Below are 23,522 nucleotides of genomic sequence, written 5' to 3'. Positions count from 1 at the left end.
ATGGCTTCGGTGAGTTTCGAGGCGGCGACCCGCCGCTACCCGGGTGCGGACCGGCCAGCGCTGGACCGTCTCGATCTCGTTGTCGGCGACGGCGAGTTCGTCGTACTGGTCGGCCCGTCCGGATGCGGCAAGACCACCTCGCTGCGGCTGGTGGCCGGATTGGAAAAACTGGATTCGGGCCGGATCCTGATCGGCGACCGTGACGTCACCACCGTCGATCCCAAAGAACGCGATGTCGCGATGGTGTTCCAGAACTATGCCCTGTATCCCCACATGAGTGTGGCGCAGAACATGGGATTCGCGTTGAAGGTTGCCAAGACGCCGAAGGCCGAGATCCGCGAACGAGTGCTGGCGGCAGCGAAACTGCTTGACTTGCAACCATACCTGGACCGCAAACCCAAAGACCTCTCCGGCGGACAACGCCAGCGGGTGGCAATGGGGCGCGCCATCGTGCGCCGTCCGCACGTGTTCCTGATGGACGAGCCGCTGTCCAACCTCGATGCCAAGCTGCGGGTACAAACCCGCAACCAAATCGCGGCCTTGCAACGCCAACTCGCCACCACCACCGTCTACGTGACTCATGATCAGGTGGAGGCCATGACGATGGGTGACCGCGTCGCGGTGCTGTGCGACGGAGTGTTGCAGCAATGCGCGACGCCGCGGGAGCTTTACCGCAACCCGGCGAACGTGTTCGTCGCCGGATTCATCGGCTCTCCGGCCATGAATCTGTTCACCCTGCCCATCGTCGACTCGTCGGTGTCGCTGGGAGATTGGCTCATCGCCGTCCCGCGCGAAATCGCTTCCGCCGCAAGCGAGATCAGCGTCGGTGTGCGTCCCGAACATTTCGAGGTGGGTGACGCCGGCGCGGAAATGGAAGTCGAGGTGGTCGAGGAACTCGGCGCCGACGCCTACCTGTACGGCCGGATCGTGGGGCCGGACGAGGCGAGCGGCACGGCCGTCGTGGCGCGCACCGACGGCCGCGATCCACCCTCGCGCGGCAGCCGCGTGCGTCTGCGTCCGCGACCCGGTCAGCTGCACTTCTTCGGGGCCGACGGCCGCCGGATCGCCTGACATCGGTGTGCTGCCGTGAAACGGCGGTCCCGACCGATGCGGCTATGGTGACGGTCGTGAGCACGCAACGTGTCGATCTCGTCTGTGAAGGCGGAGGGGTCCGGGGGATCGGTCTGGTAGGCGCGGTTGACGCGCTGGGCGCAGCCGGTTACACGTTTCCCCGCGTCGCAGGGACCAGCGCCGGTGCGGTCGTCGCGTCACTGGTCGCCGCATTGCAGGTTGCGGGGGAACCGCTGACACGTCTTTCCGAGATCATGCGCAGCATCGACTACCCGAAGTTCCTGGACCGCAGTCTGGTCGGACACGTGCCGTTGATCGGTGGGGTGCTCTCGCTGCTGACATCGGATGGTGTGTATCAGGGAGCCTACTTGGAACAGCTGCTGAGCGGCTTGCTCGCCGACCTGGGCGTGCGCACGTTCGCTGATCTGCGTACCGGCGATCAACCCGAACAGTTCGCCTGGTCGCTGGTGGTCACGGCCAGCGACTTGTCGCGGCGCCGGCTGGTTCGCATCCCATGGGATCTGGATTCCTATGGCATTGACCCGGACGACTTTTCGGTGGCCCGCGCGGTCCATGCCTCCTCGGCGATTCCGTTCGTGTTCGAGCCGGTTCGGGTAGCCGGCGCGACGTGGGTCGACGGAGCATTGCTGTCGAACTTTCCGGTGGGGTTGTTCGATCGATCCGACGGCGGACCGGAATGGCCGACCTTCGGGATCCGGCTGTCGTCACATCCGGGCGTTCCGCCCACGCATCCGGTGCACGGGCCGGTGTCGTTGGGAATCGCCGCGATTGAGACGCTGGTCAGCAATCAGGACAACGCCTACATCGACGACCCGTGTACCGTGCGGCGCACGATCTTCGTCCCGGCCGACACCGTCAGTCCGATCGACTTTACGATCACTGCCGAACAACGCGAGGCCCTGTACCAGCGCGGTTTGCAAGCCGGTCAGGAATTTCTGAAGACTTGGAACTACCACGATTACATCGCGGCGTGCGGCGGCCCCGCCACGCCGTTGGCCTAAGCTAAGCGCGGTGACAGGACAGAAGCCGCCACTGGTACTGCTGCATCCGTTCACCAGTTCGGGACGCATCTGGGATGAGCTGGTGCCGCTACTGTCGGACCATCACACGGTATACGCGCCGACTGGCACTGGCCACCGGGGTGGGCGTACGCCTCAGCGTCGGCCAGTCACCACCGCGGACCTTTACGACGACGCCGAGCGTTGGCTTGACGAGAACAACCTGGACCGGCCCAACCTCGTCGGAAATTCTGGCGGCGCCGGGGCGGCGATCGAGTTGGCCCGCCGCGGGCGGGCGAGCAGTGTCTGTGCCATCTCACCAGCCGGATTCTGGTCCACAAGCGACGGCTCCGCGGCCCGCGTGATCAGACTAGTTCGTCTTGGCGGCAGAGTATTTCGCGTGATGGCTCCAGTGGCACCGCTGCTTCTGAGAACACCCCTGGGCCGGCGTCTCGCGCTACGCAACTTCGTCTGCCACGGCGAACGGCTGAGTCCGGAACGCGCGTACGCGCTGTTCTTCGAAGATCCGTTGGGCTGCACGATCATGAATGAAGTTGAGCCCGACGAGATCCAGCTGCTCGATCCACCGCCTTGCCCGATCACTCTCGCGTGGGCGCAACACGACCGCTTCGTCCCAGCAGAGCCTTATGGGCGCATCGCCCGCGATCGTCTGCCTGGCGCAAAGTGGGTCGATCTGCCGGGTACCGGCCACAATGCGTTTATCGATGCCCCGCAGCTAGTTGCGAAGGTGATCCTGGCCACGACCGGGGCGGATCGTAACGATCGTCCTGAGATACCACAGCTGGAAGATGATCGTTGGACGCCGCGATGTGCCCGATCGGATCAACGCCTTCTCCTCGGGCGCCAGTGGAGACGATCGCGCGGATGCCCATATTCGTCCCTGATGCAACAGGCACAACAGCAAGCGTCGATGCAAGCTAAGGCGGTCGTTGAATCAGGAGACAAGCACTAAGCGAGGCATCAGGATCCATGGGTCGCCGCGCCGCGTGGCGATCGTGACGTTAGCTGTCCGGTCGCTCAGCGCAGCGTCGAGCCGGGCCAGGGTGTTGGTCATTCGGCTACCCAGCTCACAACGCAATCAGTTCAGCCGTTGTGCGAGCGTGCGTTGTCCGGGGCCGTCAAGGTCGGCCACCGCCGCCGGTCTGCCCGCCATCGCCATCAGCAATGCCTCACCGGGTCCGGTGACTTCGGGCCCGCTGCCGTGCGCCCAGTCGACGTCGGTTGCCCGCAGCCGCAGTCCTTTGATGCGTGGTCGGGCGCCGAGCCGGGGGTTCTTCGGCACCAGCTGCAGCACGCGTACGAGTCGCCCGGGAGCAATGGCGCGGGGCAGTCCGAGCGGACGCCGGATGTCCTGGTGATGGATCATTCCATCGACCAGCGCCACCATTCCGCCGAAACCTGCTGTCAGACCGCGTGGTTGGAGGTGCCGGCCGGCAAACTCAAGTAGTTCCGGCGGGGTGAGCGCGGAAAGTTCTCGGACGCCGACCTCGTTGGCCCGTACCACCCGGCCCTTGACGAACCGCTTCAGCAGCCCTAATGCGTTGAGTTCTTCGTAGCTGAACATATGCGCGACAACATCTTTGACGCTCCACCCGTCGCACAGACTGGGTGTGGCCCACTGCTGAGGGGTCAGAGTCGCCAGAAATTTCGTCAGTTCTGCGCGCTCGGCGCGGGCCATGTCCATCAAGGTGGCTTCGCCATCACCGTCAGCGCTCATCGGGTGTACCCCCAGATCGAGTACCCCGAACAGGCCGGCATAGCGGTCCAGGTACAACGGCCAACCGGCCGTGCCGTTGACGCCGTCTGCCACCGATTCCCATCCCGGGCCGTGCCGGTCGAGGTGACGGTGTTCGAGGTCCACCCGGGTCGTTTCGGTGGACTCGGCGGTGAAGCGAACCTCGACTTCACTGGTCTTGGACAGGTCGGACTCGGGTGTCCAGGTAGGGCCGATATCCCAGGTGAACACCACCCGATCGGGCGGTTCGCAAATTAGCACGCGTGCCCACTTGCACACGCTGCCGTCGACGCCGCGGTCGTAGATGTGCCCGCCCGCATGACATTCGAATACCGTTTCGGCGATCGGCACCCCGAGCAGGTTGTGCTCGCGGGGCTTGAAGTCGCCAAACCGAGCGGTGAACACCTTGAAGGCACGCTCGATCGGGGCATTGACGACGATCTGGTGGTGGATCGCCGTGCTGTGCGGACGTGTCATACGTCGTCTCCCTCCCTGTCGATGGTTTGTGCATAGTTGGTCAGGGCCTGCGTCCAGAACCGGTCCAGGTCGGCACGCAACGCCTCGAGACCCGTCGGGTCGAGCTGGTAGACGCGACGCGTACCCGCGGCGCGGTCGCAGACCAGCCCGGCCGCCTTGAGCACCTTGAGGTGCTGGGATACCGCGGGCCGGCTGACTGGCAGGCCGCGAGCCAGGTCACCGACGGCCAACGGGCCGTGAGCAAGACGCTCCATGATGGCCCGCCGGGTCCCGTCCGCCAGTGCCTGCCAGGCCTGGGCCCCGGATTCGTAAGTGACCACGAACCGTAAGTATAGGCTTACTGATATGGCGATTCAAGATCCGGCTCTTTCGGGAGGGCGCGACGGCAGCCTGGGCCGCCGATTCGCGTCGATGGCCGCCGGCCCGGTCCGCGCCCTGCGGCAGGATCAATCCTGCTCCGGTACAGGCATTTTCGATGGGAAACCGCGGCGCGCCGTCACCATGTCAGACGACCGGCTGCCTAGGATGGCGGCGTGGTCGATCGATATGGAAGCGACGTCTTGTCCGGGGCAGGTCGGCGCACCCCGCGGTCGGTGGAGCATCCCGCCGAGTTCGGCCTGGTGGTCGAGGACGCCGAAACCGGCTATGTCGGCGCCGTGGTCCGAGTCGAATACGGCCGTATCGACCTCGAAGACCGCCACGGCAGGACCCGCGCTTTTCCGCTCGGACCCGGTTACCTCATCGACGGTCGACCGGTGATCCTCACCGCGCCGCGCCGCCCGGCGCCGGTCACGCCGAAGCGAACCGCATCCGGATCGGTTGCCGTCCCCGCGACCCGCGCCCGCGTCGCCCGTGCCAGCCGGATCTACGTGGAGGGTCGTCATGACGCCGAACTCATCGCACAGGTCTGGGGGGCGGACCTGCGCATCGAAGGTGTTGTGGTGGAGCACCTCGGTGGCGTCGACGACCTGGTGCGCATCGTCGCCGATTTCCGGCCCGGCCCGCGCAGTCGGCTCGGTGTACTTGTGGACCACCTCGTCCCGGGGTCGAAAGAGGCCCGCATTGCCGATGCGGTGCGCCAGGGGCCGGGTGGCGCGGACACCCTGGTCGTGGGTCATCCCTACGTCGATATCTGGCAGGCCGTCAAACCGCACCGGCTCGGCCTGAAGGCGTGGCCGAGCGTGCCGCGGCACATTGAATGGAAACATGGTGTGTGTGACGCACTCGGCTGGCCGCACGCCAATCAGGCAGACATCGCCACGGCCTGGCGGCGCATCCGGTCAGCGGTACGCGACTGGAACGACCTGGAGCCCGCGCTGATCAGCCGGGTCGAAGAACTCATCGACTTCGTCACCCAGCCGGCCGCCTAGCCGGCGGACTTCCGTCTGCGGCAGCAACGCTGCGGCCCGCCATGTTTCGCGCATGTGAGCTTTGTGTCGATCGTGTTAAAGCCTGCCGATCGTCGTCACGCATGCACAACCGCCGAGCACTAAAGCATGACGGAAGAAACTATCCGCCCGAGAAATAATTGGAAGGAACTGGAGGAGTCGACATGACCGACATGCTTGTCATCGATGCCGAAGGCCTGGACCGGCTATCGTGCAACGCGAAGGCCGATCCCAGCACGGGTAAGAAGACGCTGAAAGCCAAGACGGTGTGTGAAAGCGGCTTCCGCAACATGACTTACATCCGCGACCTGGCACCGATGCTCGTCGGCGAACCGCCCGCGCTGCTGGGCGACGACTCGGCGCCCAATCCGTCCGAGACGACGTTGGCGGCCCTGGGGTCCTGCATCTCCGTAGGCCTGCTGGCCAACGCCACCCACCGTGGCGTGACGCTGACCAAGATCGAGGTCGAGATGGAAGGTGACATCGACATCTCCGCCGTGTGGGGCGTCGGCGACACGCCGGCCGGCAAGGTGCTCGGCTTCACCGGGGTGCGTTGTCACGTCACCCTGGCCGGGAATGCCGACCCCGAGACGTTGCAGGAGATCCACGACACCGCGATCGCCTGGTCGCCGGTGGTGAACACCTTCCGCCGGCCGGCGACGGTCGACTCGACCCTGACCGTCGACTAGGAGTCGCGACGTGACGTATAACGCGGCCCGGCTGCAGCTCGCCGCAACCATCAGGCTGGCCCGGGCGGCAAAGGGATTGACCTGGACCAAGATCGCCGACGCGATCGGCAAGGACCGGGTATGGACCGTCGCGGCACTCCTCGGCCAGCACCCGCTGTCGGGTAGCGACGCCTCGACCGTGGCAGCACTGCTTGACCTCGACGACGACGCGGTCGCCATGCTGCGGTCGACCCCGTACCGGGGAACCGGCGTTTCGGGGTCGTCGGATCCGGCGATCTACCGGTTCCATGAAGCGCTGTCGCTCTACGGGCCCGCGCTTAAGGAGCTGATCGCCGAGGAGTTCGGCGACGGGATCATGAGCGCCGTCAACTTCCGGATGAGTGTGCAGCGTCGTCCGGACCCGCAGGGCGATCGAGTGATTGTGACCTTCGACGGCAAGTTTCTCGACTACACATGGAACAACACGGAACAGGAGGTGATGTCGTGACCGCGACCGTGGACGCCGCGATCGACTTATTCGATTCGGAGCTGCTGGCAGACATCCGCGCGCACGCCGGTGTGCTGGACCGCGGAGACGACACCGCCCGTCGCAGCTTTGCGGGACTGGGCGCCGTAGGACTGCTCGGGGTCGGCGCGCCCGGCAACACCGACGGACGCCTCCCGCAGATGGCCCACGTGATCCGAATGATCTCCGGCGAGTGCATGAGCACCGGGTTCTGCGTGTGGGCCAACCGGATGGTGATTGAGTATTTGCTTACCGCCGCAACGGAATACAGCATGACTGCGGTCCAGCCGCTGCTGACCGGCACCAAGCTAGGCATCACCGGAATGGCGGCAGCCTTCAAAGACGCGGCCGGCTGCGGAAGTCTGGAGCTCACCGCCGCAACCGTCCCGGGTGGCTACCGGCTCAGCGGGTCGATCAGGTGGGCCAGCAACCTGTACCCCGACTCGGTGCTGGTGACCGCGGCGCGCACCGACCGCGGCGACAAATTGATCCTGGCCCTGTCGTTGAGCACACCAGGTATCGCCATCGGCGACCACTTCGAGCTGTTGGCCATGGGCAGCACCGCCTCGTCATACCTGGAGTTGACCGATGTGCACGTCGCTGCCGAGCAGGTGCTGTCCACCAACTTCGACGGGTTTCTGGACGCGGTTCGACCCACCTTCCTGGTACTGCAGTCGGCAATGTGCCTCGGGCTGGCCAAGACCACGGTGACCCAAAGCAGGCTCGGGCTCACCGGAGTGAATTCGGTCTTCGTCCCCGACGTCGACCTGATTGCGGGAAAGCTCGCCCTGGCCGAGACCACCCTGGCCAGCGTGGCCGCATCGGTGGGCGGCCCGCAACCGCCGAGGAAGAAGGAGTTGCTCTCGCTACGCCTCAGCGCCGCCGAAATCGCGAGCGCCAGTGCCGCGCTGGAGATCCGGACCGCCGGTGGCAAGGGTTACGCCAGTAGGACCCCGGCGAGCCGCCGATACCGGGAGGCCGCATTTCTGCCCGTGCAGTCGCCGTCTGAGGCTCAGCTGCGCTGGGAACTGGGGGGATGCCGTTGAGCAACCGCTCGGGTCGACGGTGACCCCGAGCGCGGTTCCCCCGGGATCCGCATCCGAGCACCTGGTCGGCGGGATTCCGCTGGCCGGCTTGGCGCGCGACTACCACCGCCAAATGGTGAGTTTTGCGCGCACAATGGTGAATTCACCGGCAGCGGCCGAAGAAGCGGTCCAGGAAGCATGGATTCAGGTGATGCAGTCGTCGGCCTCGTTCGAGGGCCGCTCGTCGGTGGTCACCTGGTTGTTCGGGATTGTCAAGAACACCGCGTCGCGGCACCGGCGCCGCGAGTCTCGGATCCGCGAGCATGAGGTGCTGGCCACCCAGGACGCCGACCCGCTGTCGGGTCGCATGCACCCCGCCGGTCACCCCGATGCGGGGCACTGGAGGGTGCCGCCGTCGCGGCGGTTCCTGCCCGAGGACCGCACTGTCGCACAGGAGCTCGTCGAGTTGGTGCGGACGGCGTTGGATGCGCTGCCGCCGCGGCAGCGCCAGCTGATTATCCTGCGCGACCTGGTCGGTACCTCCGCCGAAGAGGCGTCCGAGATTCTCGAGCTGTCCACCGAGGGGCAACGTGCCCTGCTCTACCGCGCCCGAGGAAACCTCCGAAACGAATTGGAAAAGCGGTACCAACGATGACCGTCCACGACAACACGGTTCCCGCCATCGACTGCGTTGACTTCGTCAGACTCGTCGACGACCTGGTCGACTCGGATCCGCGCGACTGGGGAGCGATCGTGGCCAAACACCTCCACGACTGCCCACCGTGCCTGGTGTATCTCCAGCAAATGCTGGATCTGAAGATCCTGCTCGACCACGTCTTCAATGGGGAAAAGCTCAGCGATGCTGACGTTACGGGGGTCATCGACGCGATCAACACCTTCAGGAAAGGCCGACCATGACCAACGCCGACACCCCGCCGCTGCTACCGGACCGCCATGGCAGTCGGCCGCCCGGCGGATGCGTCGACTCGACCTCGATGCGAAACACCATGGGCGCCTTTCCCTCCGGCGTCACCGTCCTGACCGCCCGCCTCGGCGACAGGTCGGTCGGCATCACCATCAGTTCGTTCGCCTCGGTGTCGATCGACCCGCCCCTGCTGCTGCAGTGCGTGGCGCGCACCGCGGGCAGTCTTCCGGCGTTTCGGATGGGCAGTCCGGTGGCCGTCAACGTGCTGGCCCGAGACCAAGCGGGCCTGGCTCGGCGCTTCGCCAGCAAAGTCGAGGATCGTTTCGCCGGAGTCGAATTCGGCACCGATGCCGGCGGGTGCCCGGTGCTTGCCGGCGCGGCTGCCTGGATCAGCGGGTTCATCGACCGGATCTATGACGCGGGAGACCACGTCATCCTCCTCATCCGCGCCGGCTCCGTTCACCGTAGCGGCAGCCTGCCGCTGCTCTACTACTCGGGGCGGATGCACGACTGGTCAGACACCGTGCGCCCCGTGACGTCTTAAGCGACACAACACTTTCCAAACTTACCGATAGGCACTCCATGTCCCAGCTTGATTGGGGCCCACACCTCGTGGCCCCCGTGCGCGACGATCGACGCACCGGCGATGTGTTCGAGCCACTCGCCGTCCCGGCCATGGTGACCCGAATAGCGGACATGGCACTCGAGAAGTCCGCCCACCCGTGGGCTTTCCTGATCCGTTCACTGGTCGGCGGGGCAATGGTGGGCTTCGGCGCGTTGCTGTCGCTGGTCGTCAGCACCGGGGTCGCCACGCCCGGCATCGCCAGCCTGCTGATGGGTCTGGCTTTCGGCATGTCCTTTGTTCTCATCCTGGTGTCCGGAGCCTCGCTGATCACCGCTGACATGGCAGCGGGTTTTTTTGCGGTGCTTCAAGGACGCATGCGTATCAGCTGCTACCTACAGTTACTGATCATCGGCCTGAGCGGCAATATCGTTGGCGCACTGGTCTTTGTCGCTGTGTGCGCCGCGGCAGGCGGTCCCTACCTGGGTGCGTTCGCCACCCGTGCGGCAATCGTCGGCGCCCAGAAAGCAGGGCAGCCCTTTTGGACCGCGTTCCTGTTGGCGGTGCTGTGCACGTGGTTCCTGCAAACCGCCATGTGCATGTATTACAAGGCACGCAGCGACGTCGCACGGATGGGCTTTGCGTTCTACGGGCCCTTCGCGTTCGTGATCGGCAGCGACCAACATGTCGTGGCCAATGTCGGATTCCTGGGATTGCCGTTGCTGCTCAATGCTTTTCACCCGAATGCGCCACATTGCGGGATCGGCTGGGGCTGGGGAGCCCATGGCTTGGTCACCAATATCTGCGTCACCAGCCTCGGCAATCTGGTGGGCGGCACGGTTTTTGTGGCGCTGCCGTTTTACGTCATCGCGCGGCTTCAGCCGCGGGAGCAGTAGCCGGCGCGCCGTCAGAGGATGTGTACGGCCTGCGCGAGCGGCCAGTGCCGGGTGCCCCCGGTTTGGTAGCTCACATGCTGACCTTCATGAACGCCGCCGGCAGGCCAATCGACGATCTCAGAGGAGTCGATGAAGACGTCGCGCTCACCGTCAGCGGGTTGAACGAATCCGAATCCGCGCTCGTCATCGAACCAGTTGATAACGCCATACGACACGGTCGCCATCGAATCCAGCATCGCTTCGACGTCGTAGCTGTTGGTGACGGGCATTGTGACAGCCTTCCCCTCGTTACTGCCGGTGGACCCCGACGTGCCCGACGGTATCGATCGAAAGGGGACTCGGCGTAGGGTCCTTCGACTCTGATTTGGTGAGCTATTCGGCCTACCGGCGAGCCCATCGGGGACCAAATGCGGCAAAGTGAGGTCCATGGTCTCTGCTGGACCGGTCGGCCGTCGTATACCGTCAGGTCGAGCCTCGCGACCGCCCGGACCCCGCTGAGGTGAGGATTCGGCCCGGTCTCCGCCGGTAACGAGGTGCCACCGCAAGGAGGGTGAAATGTCAAGGGATGCAACGCGATACGGGATTCTGGTAGGCGTTGACGGCTCGAAGCAATCCGACGCGGCGGTAGCCTGGGCCACCCGCGAGGCGATCTTGCACCAGCTGCCCGTCACATTGATGCACGGTGTCGCCCCCATCGTTGTCGGCTGGCCGGTGGGGCAGCTGTACACCGAAATGCCCGAGTGGCAGAAAGACGAATCGCACGCTGTGATCAAGCGGGCACACCAGGCGCTGCGGGATAGCCTGGGCGGATCCGGCTCGCCGGATGTCCGCGCCGAGGTGGTGTATTCCAACATCGTGCCGGCGCTCATCGAAGCCTCCAACGACGCGTGGATGACCGTCGTCGGAAGTCAGGGGATGGGGGCGCTGGGCCGCACGTTGCTGGGTTCGGTGAGTTCGGCGCTGTTGCACCATGCGCAGTGCCCGGTAGCGGTCATTCATTCCGACGACGGTGTGGTTGCCGACACCACCGCGCCGGTTGTGGTGGGCATCGACGGCTCACCGGCTTCGGAAGCCGCGACGGCCTTGGCCTTCGACGAAGCATCCCGTCGTGGGGTAGCTCTGGTCGCGTTGCACGCATGGAGTGACGTGGGGGTTTTCCCCGTCCTCGGAATGGACTGGCGCGATCGCGAGAACCAAGGAGAGGAGGTGCTCGCCGAACGTCTCGCAGGCTGGCAAGAGCAGTATCCGGACGTCCAGGTGCGCCGCTCGCTGGTCTGCGACAAGCCCGCGCACTGGCTGCTCGAAGAGGCGCAGCACGCGCAATTGCTGGTAGTGGGAAGTCGCGGCCGCGGGGGATTTCCCGGCATGCTCCTGGGTTCGGTCGGCTCAGCGGTGGCACACTCGGCGAAAATTCCTGTCATCGTCGTCAGGCCCTCCTGATCGCCGCCCCCGTGCCCCGCAACACCCGAAACAAAGGTCTTTGGTCCCTGGTGGTCAGGCCGTTCGGAAGACGCCATAGCGGGATGTGTTCTGTAGCTTGGCTTTAGCTTTGCCGACACACGTCAGGTAATCGGAGGAGCAACGAAATGTCGATTTTGGAAAAGCGTCTCGGCGTTGTCGTCGGAGCGGACGGCTCACCCGCCTCGAATGCCGCGGTATGTTGGGCGGCCCGCGATGCCGCGATGCGCAACGTTCAGCTGACCATCGTCCATGTGGTCAGCACCGATGTGGCGACCTGGCCTCCGATGCCGTACCCGGACACCTGGGCGGTGTGGCAGGAAGACGAGGGGCGCAAGGTCCTCGCCGCTGCGCACAAGATCGCCGACGAGGCGGTCGCGGGGGAGCGCAAGCTCACCGTCAAGAGCGAGATCGTGTTTTCCACGCCGGTGCCCACCATGGTCGAAATGTCGGCCGAGGCGGAGATGATCGTCGTGGGCAGTTCCGGACGTGGTGCGCTGGGCCGGGTCTTGCTCGGCTCGGTCAGTTCGAGCCTGGTGCGACGCGCCCGGTGTCCGGTCGCGATCATCCGTGACCAAGACCTATTGATCCCGGATCCGTTGCACGCCCCGGTGCTGCTCGGGATCGACGGGTCACCGGCGTCGGAGGCTGCGGTGGCGGTGGCGTTCGACGAAGCCTCCCGGCGGGGGGCGGAGCTGATCGCGCTGCATGCGTGGAGCGACCTCGAGGTGGTCGAACTGCCCGGACTGAACTGGTCGGCGGTGGAAGCAGAAGCCCAGGTGCTGCTCGCTGAACGGCTGGCCGGCTGGCAGGAGCGCTATCCCGATGTGACCGTGCGCCGAGTGGTCGTGTGTGATCGCCCGGCACGACAGCTGGTCGAGCGGTCGCAAACAGCTCAGCTGGTTGTGGTCGGAAGTCATGGACGCGGCGGCGTCACCGGCATGCTGCTGGGTTCGGTGAGTAACGCGGTGGTGCATGCCGTGCGGATGCCCCTGATCGTGGCGCGGTCGGCTTAACCCGCACCGGGCCGGCCGCTGGCATGCAGGCGGTGGACCAGCGCTATTTCACGATCCAGCCACATGCCTTTGCGGGACTCGGTGGTGGCCTCGGCGGCGGGCTCGCGGACCCCGCGCAAGCGCATGCAGTCATGTCGCGCGGTGATGACACACATGGCCCCGGACGGGTTGAGCTTGCGCATCATCCCTGCCGTCGCCTGGTGCCCGATGCGCTCCTGCACCTGCAGTCGCGCGGCATAACCGTGAACCAGCCGGGCCAGCTTGGACAGGCCCACGATGCGCTGCCCGGGATGGGGGCGGTAGGCGATGGTGGCAGTGCCCGAGAACGGCAACAGGTGGTGCGCGCAGGTGGAGGCAAACGAGATGCCGTGCATCACGATCAGCCCGGGGTCGTCGGGAGCGGGGAAATCGGTGTCAAGGTGGTCTTCTGGCACCTCGTGGTATCCCCACAGCATCTCCCGCCATGCGCGTGCGACGCGTGCGGGTGTGTTGGCGGTGTGTTCGCCCTCGTCGACACCCAGCGCGGCAAGGAGCTGCTGTACCGCCCGCTGCAGCTCCACGTCCGCGTTGGTGTCCCACCACGGTGGCGAATCCGCTGACTGGTCACCAATGTCTTTGGGGTACACGGCATCCCCGGGTACCACTTCGTCGTTGGTCATCGCCCAGAGCGTCGGGATCTGGTAGCGGGCCTGGCGCGGCGTAGAGGGGATAGCCGTCATGCGGCCCACTGGATCGCGGTCTGAGGGGCAATTGCGAAGCTGCTCATTTCGATTCCCGTCCGGCGGTCGACCCGGCCCCAACCTTCACGGTGCACCCTTCCGGCTCGCGGTGTTTGGCGGCAGGATCCGACGTGGAGACTGCTGCGGCAATCACGATGCCGTCGTCTTGCGGCGATGTCTGTCAGCCGACCGGCCACCGCCCGGATGAATCTGCCGTCCCCCGATCGAGGGAAACCGGCGCCGCATGAGCCACCGGGCGCCGATTAGGCCGGCCTGCGGCGTCACCGCTTGCCGGTCTGCGCCGCGAGGCGCCGATGCGCGGTCCGCAGCAGTCGACCCAATTGCGGCGACGACGAGAACGGTTGATTGACAGTGCGGAAATCTCGACAGACTTGCTCGGCCAGTTGCCGCAGCTTGACGTTGGCAAGCTTGCTCGATGCCGGGCGACTGGCCGTCACCAGTCCGGGTCATTGCGAACATCGCCTCCTCGGAGTGTGCTCGTTGGACGCGACCAGCCGTCGCAACGTGCGCACACGAGAAAGACGGAGCATGACCTGGGCCACAGATCGGCGCCATCGCGATACACGGCGCTGGTGGCCGACGCCGACGGCGCTTGAAAACAACGCGTAGGGACTGTGCGCCAGGTTTGCCCGGCACGCCGAATTAGCAGTCGCGTCGAGCTATTCGTTACATGGCAGCTGGCGGCGGCGCGGCGACCGGCCCGGCGTATCTGGATAACGCTGACGGTCGCCGCGCCATCCCCCGGTCAGGCTTCGATCACCTCGAGTTCGGGTCAGCCTCGTCGATGGCCTGATGTCCGTTGCCACGGGCGACGGAGATCTTGCGCGGCTTGGCCCGCTCGGCCACCGGGATCACCAGTCTCAGGACGCCTTCCTGGTAGGACGCCTCGATCCGCTCGGTGTCGAGGTTTTCGCCGAGCACCAGTTGGCGGCTGAATACACCGCGCGGCCGCTCGCTGGCCAGCATTTCCCGGTTCGGATCGACGCCGGGCCGCTCTGCTCGCACGGTCACCACGTTGCGTTCGATATCGATGTCCAAGGAGTTGGCGTCGATGCCGGGAAGGTCGAACTCGACGACGAATTGTTCGCCATCCCGCCACGCATCCATGGGCATTACCGCTGGCCGGGCGGCCGTGCCCAGCGCCTGCTGGGCGATGCGATCCAGATCGCGGAACGGGTCGGTGCGCATCAGCATGGTGGTCACCTCTCACTCCAATCTGCTGGGTACGGTGAAGAACTGATCTATGTCTAACGACATAGATTTCATATATCACTATCGACATAAGAATGCAAGTGTGATAGACAGGTTTTCTATGCGATTAGTGGTCGAGGGGAGGGTGTATGGCTGACCGTCCCGACGAAGTCGGTGCCCCGGCGCCCGATCAGGGCGTGTACGGCATCTCGGTGGCAGCGGAGCTCTCCGGTCTTGCCGTGCAGTCGCTGCGGCTGTATGAGCGCTACGGATTGTTGACGCCGGCTCGTAGTGACGGTGGGACACGGCGGTACAGCGCCGCCGACTTGGCCCGACTTCAGCGCATCAGCGCTCTGGTCGACGCAGGAATCAATCTGGCCGGAATAGCGCGCATCCTCAGCCTCGAAGACGACAACGCGGCACTGGCTGCCGCGAACAACGACTTGCAGGCCAGCAACCGCTCGCTGCGCAACGCTGCGAAGGCATCCGCACAATCGACACGGTCCAAACGCGTCGCTACCAGCGGAGAAGCCTGAGGATTGGATTTGCGCCGGTTGGTGCGCCCGATTGCGTACCGCCGAAGAGGGTATCCCGACACGTGGACGTTCGATGAAGGAATACCGGTGGACGAAGGTAGCGAGGTCAACGCCGGCGCAGCCGGCCGGAGGCGGTTATGACTACGGCACCTGCCGCAGGAGCCGGAAGCTTCCTACCCGACGATCTGGAATTGACGGCTTTGGAGGACGCGGCGGGCCGCTGCCGGGGTTGCGCGCTCTACGTCGACGCTACCCAGACGGTCTTCGGTCATGGCGCGCGTGGTGTGCCGCTCATGCTGGTCGGGGAACAGCCGGGCGATCGCGAGGACCAAGAGGGACTTCCCTTCGTGGGCCCGGCGGGTCGACTTCTGCAGCGGGCTCTCGATGACGCCGGCATCGCCCCCGGATGGACCTATCAGACCAATGCCGTCAAGCACTTCAAGTTCCGCAGGGAAGGCAAGCGGCGCATTCATCAGAAGCCTTCCCGGACCGAAGTGGTGGCCTGCAAACCCTGGCTGATCGCCGAAATCGAGTCAGTACGGCCACAATTGATCGTCTGCTTGGGTGCGACCGCCGCGCAATCGTTGCTCGGCAGTACCTTTCGTGTGACCGCGCATCGTGGTGAGCGATTGCGCCTGCCGTCGGCCTTGCGATTCGACGTCGACCCTGAACCGCTGGTGACGGCAACGGTTCACCCGTCGGCGGTGCTGCGGGATCGTAGCCAGCGCCGCCGCGAGGCCTACGCGCTGTTCGTCGAGGATCTCAAGAGCGCGCGGGCCGGCGTGGACTTTCCGGCCAGGCGCTGATTGGGCCGCCAGGCGTCGGGGCGCCGAGAAACCCGGCCACTGCCATGGATCGCGTGCCCGGATGTTTCGCTACCGCCCACGCGGGTAGTCGGGCAGGAAGCGATCAGGGGTGCGCCGCCACTTACTGCGGCGCTGGATGCTATGCGAAATCTCAGGGAGGGAGGCGCTGATGCAGCTGCAGAACAAAGAGCCCAGCGAAGTCATCGCCGATGCCAGCGCGCCGCCACCGGGTGGTGATCACAGCCGGATGCGTCGCGTCCTGATGAATTGGTTACTGGCGTTGCTGACGGTGCCCGCGGCTGTGCTGGTCATGATATTTGCCATCGGCGCGGCGATGAGCATGGCCGCATGTAGTTCGGCCCAGTGTCCTGACCTTGGCCCCAACGGTTTGCTGTACGGCGTCTTGCTGTATGGGGCCGTGGTGGTGGCTGCTGTAACGCTCGGCGTCTCCTTTTTCACCGCATCGCGGCGACGCGGTTTTGTCGTTCCGTTGTCCGCATTGGCCCTGCTGGCCGTCGACATCGCAGTCACGGCCATCCTGTTCAGAAGCTAAGCCGATCAATGGCATTGTCGGACAGCGAAATCCACGCGGATGCCCGCCCGGCTCCGCCGGCCGTCCTGTTCGACGTGGACGGCACTTTGGTCGATTCCAACTACCTGCACGTCGACGCCTGGCAGTGTGCCTTCGCTGAGGTCGGAATCGACGTCGAGACATGGCGCATCCACCGGTCCATCGGGACGGACGGTTCGACGCTGGTGAAATCGCTGTCGGGCAATGCGCCCGAGGACATCCAGCAACGCCTGAAGGACCTTCACTCGCGGTACTACAACGAATCATCACACTTGCTGCGACCCCTGCCGGGCGCACGCGCTTTGCTGCACCGCGTGGCAAGCCTCGGCCTCAATGTGGTGCTGGCCACCTCGGCCCCAGAAGACGAATTGGCGCTCCTGCGTGGGGTACTCGATAGTGACGATGTCGTCGCCGAAGTCACGTCAGCCGGCGACGTCGATACCGCAAAGCCCAAGCCCGACATCATCCATGTGGCGCTGCGACGCGCGGGCGTCGACAACACCCGCGCTGTCTTCGTCGGCGACGCGGTGTGGGATGCCGAAGCATGCGCCCGCGCCCACGTGCCGAGCATCGGGCTGCTCAGTGGCGGCGTGTCCGGTGAGGAACTCGAAAACGCTGGTGCAGCAATGGTATTCGAGAACGCTGCAAATTTGCTTGACCATCTCGGGCAGACTCCGATCGCGCATCTGTTGCGCTAACGGGTCGGTCCGGCAAGCGAATGGGCTCGGCCCGACTTCGGACCGAGCCCATTCTCTTTCAGGCTACTGATTGGCTTCTTGACGCTGCTCGGACGCCTCGGCGCTGCCGCGAGCGGCTTCGGCTTCGGCTTCCTTCTTGGCCGCGTCGCGCTGGGCGTCGGCCTTATCCTGCTGAGCCTGCCCCTCGCGCTTCATGTCATCGCGTCCGGTCACGGCTCCAAAGACTTCCTTGGCCTTGCCTTTAGCACCCTCGACGACGCCCTCGACGCCCTCTTGGGGGCCACTCTTCTCCGCCATGAATTCCTCCCTATCGGTTACTACTCGCATGGCGACCTCGCGCTCGCTCGATTGCGCTCAGCCAACAGGGTGCAAACTGAGCCTCGGTTGTCCGTGCCCAGGCAAAATCTCCCTGCACTGCAAGGGTTTCCGAATCGCTCTGGCCTCAAACATGTGGCCTCACACATGTGGCCCTAATCATGTGGCTTGTGCCACCGCCGCGGCACGCCCAGCTGAACTTTCCCCCGCCCGATTGCGGCTGGCAGCCCACGCTTCACCCGCGGGACGTTGAACCGGACCGCGCGGGAGCTCATCGGCAGGCAGGCTGCTCCAACACGCAGCCGGTGCCCGCCGCAATCGGCGATTGCGGCGGGCACCGGCTGAGGTGCCTATCGCTTGCTGGTTTCGCGGTGCGGCAGGGACTCCTGCGCCTTGATCTTGACGCCCTCCTTGATGATGCCGAAGGCATTTTCGTCGCCGCGCAGCACGGCACTGGCGGCGCTTTTCATCTGATCGAACGTGGCGTGTGGTGGCACTGGCGGGATGTCCGCGTCACAGTGCACATCCAGCACGGTCGGCCGGTCGGCCTGCAGGGCCTTATCCCAGGCCGATGCGATGTGCTCGGGGTCAGTCAGCGTCGCCGAACCCAGGCCCAGGCTGGCCGCGAACCCGGCGTAGTCGACATCGGGAAGCGTTTGCGACTCAGCGAATTTCGGCGCCCCGGCCATGGCACGCATTTCCCAGGTCACCTGGTTCAAGTCGTTGTTGTGCAGCACCGCCACTATCAGCCGCGGATCGGACCACTGCTTCCAATAGTGTGCGATCGTGATCAACTCGGCCAAGCCGTTCATCTGCGTCGCTCCGTCTCCGGCGAAGACAATCACCGGACGGTCCGGATGGGCGAACTTGCCGCCGATCCCGTAGGGTACTCCGGGCCCCATGGTGGCGAGGTTGCCGGACAGCGAACCCCGGATGCCGTCGCGGAATTTCAGTTGGCGGGCATACCAATTCGCTGACGATCCCGAATCGGCGGTGACAATCGCATTGTCCGGCAGTTTGGGTGACAGGTCGGCGAACAGCCGCATGGGGTTGATCGGCTTGGCCGCCACCTCGGCTTCCATCGCCATGGTCTCCCACCAGCGGGCCACATTCCCTTCGATGGTTTCCCGCCAAGCTCGGTTGGATTTGCGTTGCAGCAGTGGCAACAACGCGCGCACGCTGGCGGCGGCGTCGCCCACCAGGTTCACCTCATTGGGGTATCGCATCCCGATCAGCGCGGGGTCGATATCGATTTGCACGCCCCGAGCCGCTCCGAACGGTGGCAGGAATTGCGTATAGGGAAAGCTCGACCCGATAGTGAGCAAGGTGTCGCAGTCGCGCATCATTTCATAGCTTGGCCGGGTGCCCAACAACCCGATGGCGCCTGTCACAAAGGGCAATTCGTCGGATAGTACATCTTTGCCCAGCAGCGCCTTGGCAACTCCGGCGCCAAGGACGTCGGCGAGTTCGACGATCTCCCGGGCGGCGTTGCGGGCCCCGCATCCGATCAGCATCGCGACCCGCTCGCCGGCGTTGAGCACGTCGGCCGCCCGTTGCAGGCCGTCGCGCGCGGGCTCCACCGCTGGCCGTTGGAACCCCAGGCTGGACGGGACCATCTTGAATTCGTGGGCGGGCGGGGAGTATTTCAGCTCTTGGACGTCGGACGGGATGATCAGCGCGGTCGGTGCTCGCCTGGTCAACGCCGTGCGGATGGCCCGGTCCAAAACGTTGGGCAGCTGTTCGGGCACGGTGACCATCTGGACGTAGTCGCTGGCCACGTCCTTATACAGGCTTAGCAGGTCCACCTCCTGCTGGTAGGAGCCCCCCATCGCGCTGCGGTTAGTTTGTCCGACGATCGCCACCACCGGCACCCGGTCAAGTTTGGCGTCGTACAGGCCGTTGAGCAGATGGATAGCGCCCGGGCCCGAGGTCGCCGCGCATACCCCAAGGCGGTTGCTGAACTTCGCATAACCGACTGCCTCGAAGGCGGCCATCTCTTCGTGTCGCGCCTGGACGAACATCGGCTTGTTGTCCGCCCGGCCCCACGCTGCCAGGAGTCCGTTGATTCCGTCGCCGGGATAGGCAAACACATGTTCCACTCCCCAGTCGCGGAGTCGCTCCAGCAGAAAGTCGCTCACCTCGGTCGCCGCCATTGCACACCTCTTTCCGTTGCCAGCCTTACCGGACAGGGGTTACCCATTCGGGGACACGATTAGACGCCTGTGTCCAGGTACGGTGACGGGCCGCGCGCGATGCCCCGAATAGGGCAATCAGGTGGTTCGCCACGACGCAGATTTCTGACGATATCCTCATAATCGAGTCATACTGCTGTAGTGACGACTTTCAGTGATGGTCCCGCCGAACCGCCGAATCGTCTCGAGCGGCGCAAACAGCGCACCAGGGCGGCGCTGATCAAGGCGGCGCAGCGGCTGATTGCCGCGGGAAGGCTCAATGCGCCCGTGCTTGAGATCACCCAGGCCGCCGACGTCGGTATGGGTTCGTTCTACAACCACTTTGACAGCAAGGAGCAGCTTTTCGCTGCCGCGGTAGCCGACGTGCTCGACACCCATGGGGTGTTGCTGGACCGGCTCGCGGCATCGGTCGAGGACCCCGCTGAAACGTTCGCCGTCAGCTTCCGGCTGACTGGCAGGCTGTTTGGCCAGCGGCCGCTGGAGACCGACATCCTGCTGGCCACCGGACCCGCCCTGCTGTCATCTGAGCACGGACTGGCACCTCGTGCCCTGCGGGACATCAAGGCGGCCGCCGAGGCCGGGCGGTTTGAGGTGGCGGACCCCGAGCTGGCGCTGGTGACGGCCGGCGGCGCGTTGCTGGGACTGGGTGCGTTGTTGCGCGCGGATCCGCATCGCGACGGTGCGCTGGCCGCCGACATGGTCACCGAGAGGCTATTGCGTCTGTTCGGGCTCAGCGCCGAGGAGGCCCGTGCCATCTGCCGGCGCCCGCTTCCCGACCTCGATGCCCGGGGCCAAACAGGGTCTGTTGTCTGACGTCGGTGCCACCGTGCCGGCATGGAAAGGTGGCCGGTGCGGTCGCCGCGTCATCGATAGCCAAATTGCTTGCGCTGTCGATGATTTCGAGTGTCGGTGGACCATAACGCGGTGCAACCGAGGCACTGCAGGTGCAGTTCGGTAGCGCGGTTACTCAGCAGATACTGCCAGTGGGTGGTGCGGTTACGGCTACCGCGGCACTGGCGAACACGAGCTGCGGCCCCAGTTGCAATTCGGGCAGGGTAGCCAGGCGCGCCGGGAAGCGTCGGCGTGCGGATCGATGGGCGGCATGGTGCAATCAGCCCTCGTCTGCGATTAGTTAGGAGGCTTCCCGTATGTAGCTGACCAAACCGGGTTCGGGACGGTGCCGGCAGGGCCGCCGGGTCAAACTCGCGGGTAGATTCAGTGCTTTGCCACTGATTCGGCCACCGACTTGCGTGCGACGATGACCGGCACATGGCTCAACATCACCACGGCGGCGCTGACCGAGCCGAACAACATCCCTGCGAATCCGCCGCTTCCGCGACTGCCGACCACCACCAGCTGAGCAGACTTGGACGTACCGACGAGTTCGGGGGCTGCATCGTTGCGCGCGATCATTCGTCGGACAACGACGTCGGGGTATTGTTCGCCCCAGCCAGCCAGGCGCTCAGCGACGATCTTGTCCTCGTGTGATCTCAGTTCCGGCCAGCCGGGACCAGGCAAACTGACGATGGGATCCATCACGCCGGGAGCTTTCCAGGCGTGCACGGCAACCAGGTCCACCTTGCGACGTGAGGCTGCCTCGAACGCGACGGCGATCGCCACCTCCGACTCCGGCGACCCGTCGATGCCCACCAGCACGGGGGCACGCTCAGAATCGGGAGCCATTTGGACGTCGTCATGGATGACCGCCACGGGGCACCGCGCGTCATGGATGAGCCCTGAACTCACCGAACCCAAGTGCCGGCCCCGCAACGAGCCGACACGGCGGCAACCAGCCACCACCAGATGGGCATCTTTGGACAGTTTGGTCAGAGTGGAAACTGTTGTACCGCTAGGCATTTCAAGATAGATCTGAGTTAGACCCTGTTGACAGCTCTCCTCGGCGATCCGCAGCGCCGCGTCGAGCACTTGCTGCCCGGCGTCAATCCGGCCGCGGGTTCGCCCGGCTGCGACCGACGAGGCCAGCCGTGTCCCCGCTGCCGCGGGCAGAACATGAGCCAAGGTCAGCGGAACCTTGCGCAATTCGGCGTCACGGGCAGCCCATCGGACCGCCGCGTGGGAGCCCGGCGAGCCGTCGACGCCGACGACGATTCCCCGATGGCTGTCGATCTGGGACATCCGTTTCCTCATTCCTTTGCGCTTGAACGCTAGGGGTTCAGCGGCATTGCGGAACGAGGAATTGGTCCTTTGTCGGTGGGTCTTCAGGCCCCTTTGATGTTTGTCCGCCGGTCCAGACGTGGCCTCGAGCTCAATTGGTCCCCGCCGCGGTATCGATCGAGCGCCGGGTGGCTTGGTCGGGCCGGCATACCACCAGCGCCAATCCGAGCGCGAACACCAACGCGGTCAGCCATGGATATTGCCCGGAGGGAGCAAACCCTGCCGCGGCGACCAGCCACAGGAACGCGGCTGCCATCAGAACGCCCACCAGCAAGACCGGTTCGGCCCACGGGTTGGGCAGCGGCATCCGAACTGTCGGCAACGGTGCCGCGAAAAATCGCCGCAGCCACCACAACAACACCATCTCCACGGCCGTCACCACGCTCAGGACGGCTTCCCATTCCAGCCGGCCCAGCCACCACGCCGTCGTTCCCTGGGCCGGTTGCGGCAACAGCTCGGCCGGATAGGCGACGACCGCGACGATCACGACCGGCACCATATGCCACAGGTAGAGCGCCATTACATTGCTGTTGACGGCGGACAACAGCCGCCGCAGCGAGTCGTGAGAAAGTGCCCGGTTGAGCGCGGGTGCTATCGCCACCGCGATGCCGGCCTGCGTGCCGGCAAACGCCAGCATTGCCGCCGAAGGCGGCATGGTGTTCTGTACTGCTTGGCCGGGAACGCCGATCATGCTGACCGGATACGGGCCGACCCAGATGAACAAGGCCAGCGCGACCGCCGATCCGCCGGCTAGCACCACCGGTCGATGGCCAGTCAACAGCCCTGCGTGCCAACAGATCCCGAGCTGGTACAGCAGACCCCAGCACAACAGATAGTTCAGGCGTCCCAGCGATGGCATATGACCGGCTAACGAAGCGACGTCCACCGCTACCAGCGCGACTGCCAGTGCCGCCGGTACCAGAAGTCCCCACCGCCGGTGCGCGGCTACCGCAACGGGTGTCAGCGAAACCACCACCAGATACACCGCGAGGAACCACAGGTGCATCGCCACCGCCCAGCCCGCATACTCAAGCACCGAAGCGGGCAGGCCGTAGGCCTGCAGAGCCACCACCACCGCCGAGACCAGCCCCACGTACACCGCGGTGGGTCCGAGCACTCGCGCCGCGCGATGCCGAAGCCAGTACTGCCGCGACGCACCGGCGTCGTCGCAATGGCGCGTCCATGACACGGCACCGGCATAACCGGCCACCAGAAAGAAGACCGGCACGGCCTGAAAAGGCCACGTCAGCCACTGCGTCCAGGGCTGGTCGACAAGTGGATTCTGCCGGCCGAACTGCCCGTCGTGATACGTCACCGACCCGGCCAGCCAATGGCCCAAGACAATGACCACCACGCCCGAAACCCGGTAGAAGTCGACTGCCAGATCGCGAGCCGGCCGGTCGGTGCCTGCGTGGACCATCAGATTGGGGAAAGCTCAGCGCCGTGCACTAGCGCGAGGGTACTCGGCGGCACCCGCACAATCGGCGCGGACACCGTTTCGACGCGTCGGT

Annotated in this window: 27 protein-coding genes and 1 pseudogene; 18 read left to right on the top strand and 10 right to left on the bottom strand. The window is 65.2% G+C overall.

What is annotated here, in order from left to right:
• Genes EET13_RS15640 through EET13_RS15630 form a run of 3 tightly spaced genes read left to right on the top strand, consistent with a single transcriptional unit; the run spans position 1 to position 3,063 of the window.
• Entirely contained in the window at positions 1-1,071 is a 1,071-nt protein-coding gene (locus EET13_RS15640; protein WP_122443141.1) for an ABC transporter ATP-binding protein, read from the top strand.
• Positions 1,072-1,118: 47 nt separating this feature from the next.
• Positions 1,119-2,093 (top strand): patatin-like phospholipase family protein, encoded by a 975-nt coding sequence (locus tag EET13_RS15635; protein WP_122443177.1) that lies wholly within the window; start codon positions 1,119-1,121, stop codon positions 2,091-2,093.
• Positions 2,094-2,103: 10 nt separating this feature from the next.
• The gene (locus EET13_RS15630) at positions 2,104-3,063 is read left to right on the top strand and encodes an alpha/beta fold hydrolase (RefSeq protein ID WP_211189077.1); all 960 of its coding nucleotides are present in this window, start codon (positions 2,104-2,106) and stop codon (positions 3,061-3,063) included.
• A gap of 126 nt (positions 3,064-3,189) precedes the next feature.
• Here the strand turns inward: EET13_RS15630 and EET13_RS15625 are convergent, their stop codons facing one another.
• The 3 genes and pseudogenes from EET13_RS15625 to EET13_RS15615 form a co-directional block, all read right to left on the bottom strand.
• A complete protein-coding gene (locus EET13_RS15625) occupies positions 3,190-3,828 on the bottom strand; it encodes a maleylpyruvate isomerase family mycothiol-dependent enzyme (RefSeq protein WP_122443176.1) in 639 nt (212 codons plus the stop codon).
• Between the two features lie 30 nt (positions 3,829-3,858).
• A pseudogene (locus EET13_RS15620) lies at positions 3,859-4,323 on the bottom strand (SRPBCC family protein); the annotation flags it as partial.
• Positions 4,320-4,643: an ArsR/SmtB family transcription factor gene (locus EET13_RS15615; protein ID WP_122443140.1), complete on the bottom strand. Its 324-nt coding sequence runs from the start codon at positions 4,641-4,643 to the stop codon at positions 4,320-4,322. The gene EET13_RS15615 and the pseudogene EET13_RS15620, both read right to left, overlap by 4 nt.
• Positions 4,644-4,856: 213 nt before the next feature.
• Between EET13_RS15615 and EET13_RS15610 the strand changes: the two genes are divergently transcribed.
• From EET13_RS15610 to EET13_RS15575, 8 genes are all read left to right on the top strand, one after another.
• Positions 4,857-5,693 carry a DUF3097 domain-containing protein gene (locus EET13_RS15610; protein ID WP_122443139.1) on the top strand — a complete coding sequence of 279 codons (837 nt, stop codon included), beginning with the start codon at positions 4,857-4,859 and terminating at the stop codon, positions 5,691-5,693.
• 182 nt (positions 5,694-5,875) lie between these two features.
• Entirely contained in the window at positions 5,876-6,400 is a 525-nt protein-coding gene (locus tag EET13_RS15605) for an OsmC family protein (RefSeq protein WP_122443138.1), read from the top strand.
• Between the two features lie 10 nt (positions 6,401-6,410).
• A complete protein-coding gene (cynS, locus tag EET13_RS15600) occupies positions 6,411-6,887 on the top strand; it encodes a cyanase (RefSeq protein WP_122443137.1) in 477 nt (158 codons plus the stop codon).
• On the top strand, positions 6,884-7,951 hold the full coding sequence (locus EET13_RS15595; protein WP_122443136.1) for an acyl-CoA dehydrogenase family protein: 1,068 nt from the start codon (positions 6,884-6,886) through the stop codon (positions 7,949-7,951). Before cynS ends, EET13_RS15595 begins: the two co-directional genes overlap by 4 nt.
• A 19-nt stretch (positions 7,952-7,970) precedes the next feature.
• Entirely contained in the window at positions 7,971-8,585 is a 615-nt protein-coding gene (locus tag EET13_RS15590; RefSeq protein WP_122443135.1) for an RNA polymerase sigma factor, read from the top strand.
• The gene (locus EET13_RS15585; protein WP_122443134.1) at positions 8,582-8,848 is read left to right on the top strand and encodes a hypothetical protein; all 267 of its coding nucleotides are present in this window, start codon (positions 8,582-8,584) and stop codon (positions 8,846-8,848) included. The genes EET13_RS15590 and EET13_RS15585 overlap by 4 nt, the downstream gene beginning before the upstream one ends.
• Entirely contained in the window at positions 8,845-9,399 is a 555-nt protein-coding gene (locus tag EET13_RS15580) for a flavin reductase family protein (RefSeq protein ID WP_211189076.1), read from the top strand. The genes EET13_RS15585 and EET13_RS15580 overlap by 4 nt, the downstream gene beginning before the upstream one ends.
• Positions 9,400-9,437: 38 nt before the next feature.
• Entirely contained in the window at positions 9,438-10,313 is an 876-nt protein-coding gene (locus tag EET13_RS15575; RefSeq protein WP_122443133.1) for a formate/nitrite transporter family protein, read from the top strand.
• Between the two features lie 11 nt (positions 10,314-10,324).
• Here the strand turns inward: EET13_RS15575 and EET13_RS15570 are convergent, their stop codons facing one another.
• The gene (locus EET13_RS15570) at positions 10,325-10,582 is read right to left on the bottom strand and encodes a cold-shock protein (RefSeq protein WP_211186447.1); all 258 of its coding nucleotides are present in this window, start codon (positions 10,580-10,582) and stop codon (positions 10,325-10,327) included.
• Positions 10,583-10,868: 286 nt separating this feature from the next.
• Here EET13_RS15570 and EET13_RS15565 point away from each other — a divergent pair, with 286 nt between their 5' ends.
• Together EET13_RS15565 and EET13_RS15560 are read left to right on the top strand one after the other, a co-directional pair.
• A complete protein-coding gene (locus tag EET13_RS15565; RefSeq protein WP_122443132.1) occupies positions 10,869-11,753 on the top strand; it encodes a universal stress protein in 885 nt (294 codons plus the stop codon).
• Between the two features lie 146 nt (positions 11,754-11,899).
• Entirely contained in the window at positions 11,900-12,787 is an 888-nt protein-coding gene (locus tag EET13_RS15560; RefSeq protein WP_122443131.1) for a universal stress protein, read from the top strand.
• Here the strand turns inward: EET13_RS15560 and folE are convergent.
• Both folE and EET13_RS15550 read right to left on the bottom strand, forming a co-directional pair.
• The gene (gene folE, locus EET13_RS15555) at positions 12,784-13,506 is read right to left on the bottom strand and encodes a GTP cyclohydrolase I (protein ID WP_244603932.1); all 723 of its coding nucleotides are present in this window, start codon (positions 13,504-13,506) and stop codon (positions 12,784-12,786) included. The two genes, EET13_RS15560 and folE, sit on opposite strands and share 4 nt — an antisense overlap.
• 777 nt (positions 13,507-14,283) lie before the next feature.
• Entirely contained in the window at positions 14,284-14,721 is a 438-nt protein-coding gene (locus EET13_RS15550) for an Hsp20/alpha crystallin family protein (RefSeq protein WP_122443172.1), read from the bottom strand.
• Positions 14,722-14,867: 146 nt separating this feature from the next.
• Here EET13_RS15550 and EET13_RS15545 point away from each other — a divergent pair, with 146 nt between their 5' ends.
• From EET13_RS15545 to EET13_RS15530, 4 genes are all read left to right on the top strand, one after another.
• The gene (locus EET13_RS15545) at positions 14,868-15,254 is read left to right on the top strand and encodes a MerR family transcriptional regulator (RefSeq protein ID WP_122443130.1); all 387 of its coding nucleotides are present in this window, start codon (positions 14,868-14,870) and stop codon (positions 15,252-15,254) included.
• 137 nt (positions 15,255-15,391) lie between these two features.
• A complete protein-coding gene (locus EET13_RS15540; RefSeq protein WP_122443129.1) occupies positions 15,392-16,060 on the top strand; it encodes a UdgX family uracil-DNA binding protein in 669 nt (222 codons plus the stop codon).
• Positions 16,061-16,229: 169 nt separating this feature from the next.
• Complete coding sequence (locus EET13_RS15535; protein ID WP_244603931.1) at positions 16,230-16,613, top strand: hypothetical protein; 384 nt, start codon at positions 16,230-16,232, stop codon at positions 16,611-16,613.
• An 8-nt stretch (positions 16,614-16,621) separates the two neighbouring features.
• Positions 16,622-17,329 carry an HAD family hydrolase gene (locus EET13_RS15530; RefSeq protein WP_122443128.1) on the top strand — a complete coding sequence of 236 codons (708 nt, stop codon included), beginning with the start codon at positions 16,622-16,624 and terminating at the stop codon, positions 17,327-17,329.
• Positions 17,330-17,392: 63 nt separating this feature from the next.
• Here EET13_RS15530 and mbp1 read toward each other — a convergent pair whose 3' ends face one another.
• Positions 17,393-17,626 (bottom strand): microaggregate-binding protein 1, encoded by a 234-nt coding sequence (gene mbp1 / locus EET13_RS15525; protein ID WP_036395802.1) that lies wholly within the window; start codon positions 17,624-17,626, stop codon positions 17,393-17,395.
• A gap of 368 nt (positions 17,627-17,994) precedes the next feature.
• On the bottom strand, positions 17,995-19,797 hold the full coding sequence (locus EET13_RS15520; protein WP_122443127.1) for a thiamine pyrophosphate-requiring protein: 1,803 nt from the start codon (positions 19,795-19,797) through the stop codon (positions 17,995-17,997).
• Between the two features lie 180 nt (positions 19,798-19,977).
• Between EET13_RS15520 and EET13_RS15515 the strand changes: the two genes are divergently transcribed.
• Positions 19,978-20,649, top strand: a complete 672-nt coding sequence (locus EET13_RS15515; protein WP_168991287.1) for a TetR/AcrR family transcriptional regulator — start codon at positions 19,978-19,980, stop codon at positions 20,647-20,649.
• 402 nt (positions 20,650-21,051) lie between these two features.
• On the opposite strand, the gene EET13_RS15505 is transcribed toward EET13_RS15515, so the two are convergent.
• Positions 21,052-21,972, bottom strand: a complete 921-nt coding sequence (locus EET13_RS15505; RefSeq protein WP_122443126.1) for a universal stress protein — start codon at positions 21,970-21,972, stop codon at positions 21,052-21,054.
• A gap of 130 nt (positions 21,973-22,102) precedes the next feature.
• Positions 22,103-23,431 carry an acyltransferase family protein gene (locus tag EET13_RS15500; protein WP_122443125.1) on the bottom strand — a complete coding sequence of 443 codons (1,329 nt, stop codon included), beginning with the start codon at positions 23,429-23,431 and terminating at the stop codon, positions 22,103-22,105.
• Positions 23,432-23,522 lie beyond the last annotated feature (91 nt).

Origin of the sequence: Mycobacterium attenuatum, assembly GCF_900566085.1 — a bacterium.
In the GTDB taxonomy this organism is placed as follows: domain Bacteria; phylum Actinomycetota; class Actinomycetes; order Mycobacteriales; family Mycobacteriaceae; genus Mycobacterium; species Mycobacterium attenuatum.
Note: the sequence above shows the minus strand (reverse complement) of the source record. Positions and strands in the feature narration are given on the sequence as shown.

Bases quoted from the DNA above. Each gene is read 5' to 3' on its own strand.
- folE (WP_244603932.1), bottom strand. From the start codon at position 13,506: ATGACGGCTATCCCCTCTACGCCGCGCCAGGCCCGCTACCAGATCCCG.
- EET13_RS15565 (WP_122443132.1), top strand. From the start codon at position 10,869: ATGTCAAGGGATGCAACGCGATACGGGATTCTGGTAGGCGTTGACGGC.
- EET13_RS15505 (WP_122443126.1), bottom strand. From the start codon at position 21,972: ATGTCCCAGATCGACAGCCATCGGGGAATCGTCGTCGGCGTCGACGGC.
- EET13_RS15580 (WP_211189076.1), top strand. From the start codon at position 8,845: ATGACCAACGCCGACACCCCGCCGCTGCTACCGGACCGCCATGGCAGT.
- EET13_RS15625 (WP_122443176.1), bottom strand. From the start codon at position 3,828: ATGAGCGCTGACGGTGATGGCGAAGCCACCTTGATGGACATGGCCCGC.
- EET13_RS15540 (WP_122443129.1), top strand. From the start codon at position 15,392: ATGACTACGGCACCTGCCGCAGGAGCCGGAAGCTTCCTACCCGACGAT.
- EET13_RS15520 (WP_122443127.1), bottom strand. From the start codon at position 19,797: ATGGCGGCGACCGAGGTGAGCGACTTTCTGCTGGAGCGACTCCGCGAC.
- EET13_RS15550 (WP_122443172.1), bottom strand. From the start codon at position 14,721: ATGCTGATGCGCACCGACCCGTTCCGCGATCTGGATCGCATCGCCCAG.
- EET13_RS15570 (WP_211186447.1), bottom strand. From the start codon at position 10,582: ATGCCCGTCACCAACAGCTACGACGTCGAAGCGATGCTGGATTCGATG.
- EET13_RS15560 (WP_122443131.1), top strand. From the start codon at position 11,900: ATGTCGATTTTGGAAAAGCGTCTCGGCGTTGTCGTCGGAGCGGACGGC.
- EET13_RS15575 (WP_122443133.1), top strand. From the start codon at position 9,438: ATGTCCCAGCTTGATTGGGGCCCACACCTCGTGGCCCCCGTGCGCGAC.
- mbp1 (WP_036395802.1), bottom strand. From the start codon at position 17,626: ATGGCGGAGAAGAGTGGCCCCCAAGAGGGCGTCGAGGGCGTCGTCGAG.
- EET13_RS15585 (WP_122443134.1), top strand. From the start codon at position 8,582: ATGACCGTCCACGACAACACGGTTCCCGCCATCGACTGCGTTGACTTC.
- EET13_RS15535 (WP_244603931.1), top strand. From the start codon at position 16,230: ATGCAGCTGCAGAACAAAGAGCCCAGCGAAGTCATCGCCGATGCCAGC.
- EET13_RS15545 (WP_122443130.1), top strand. From the start codon at position 14,868: ATGGCTGACCGTCCCGACGAAGTCGGTGCCCCGGCGCCCGATCAGGGC.
- EET13_RS15530 (WP_122443128.1), top strand. From the start codon at position 16,622: ATGGCATTGTCGGACAGCGAAATCCACGCGGATGCCCGCCCGGCTCCG.
- EET13_RS15605 (WP_122443138.1), top strand. From the start codon at position 5,876: ATGACCGACATGCTTGTCATCGATGCCGAAGGCCTGGACCGGCTATCG.
- EET13_RS15500 (WP_122443125.1), bottom strand. From the start codon at position 23,431: ATGGTCCACGCAGGCACCGACCGGCCGGCTCGCGATCTGGCAGTCGAC.
- EET13_RS15640 (WP_122443141.1), top strand. From the start codon at position 1: ATGGCTTCGGTGAGTTTCGAGGCGGCGACCCGCCGCTACCCGGGTGCG.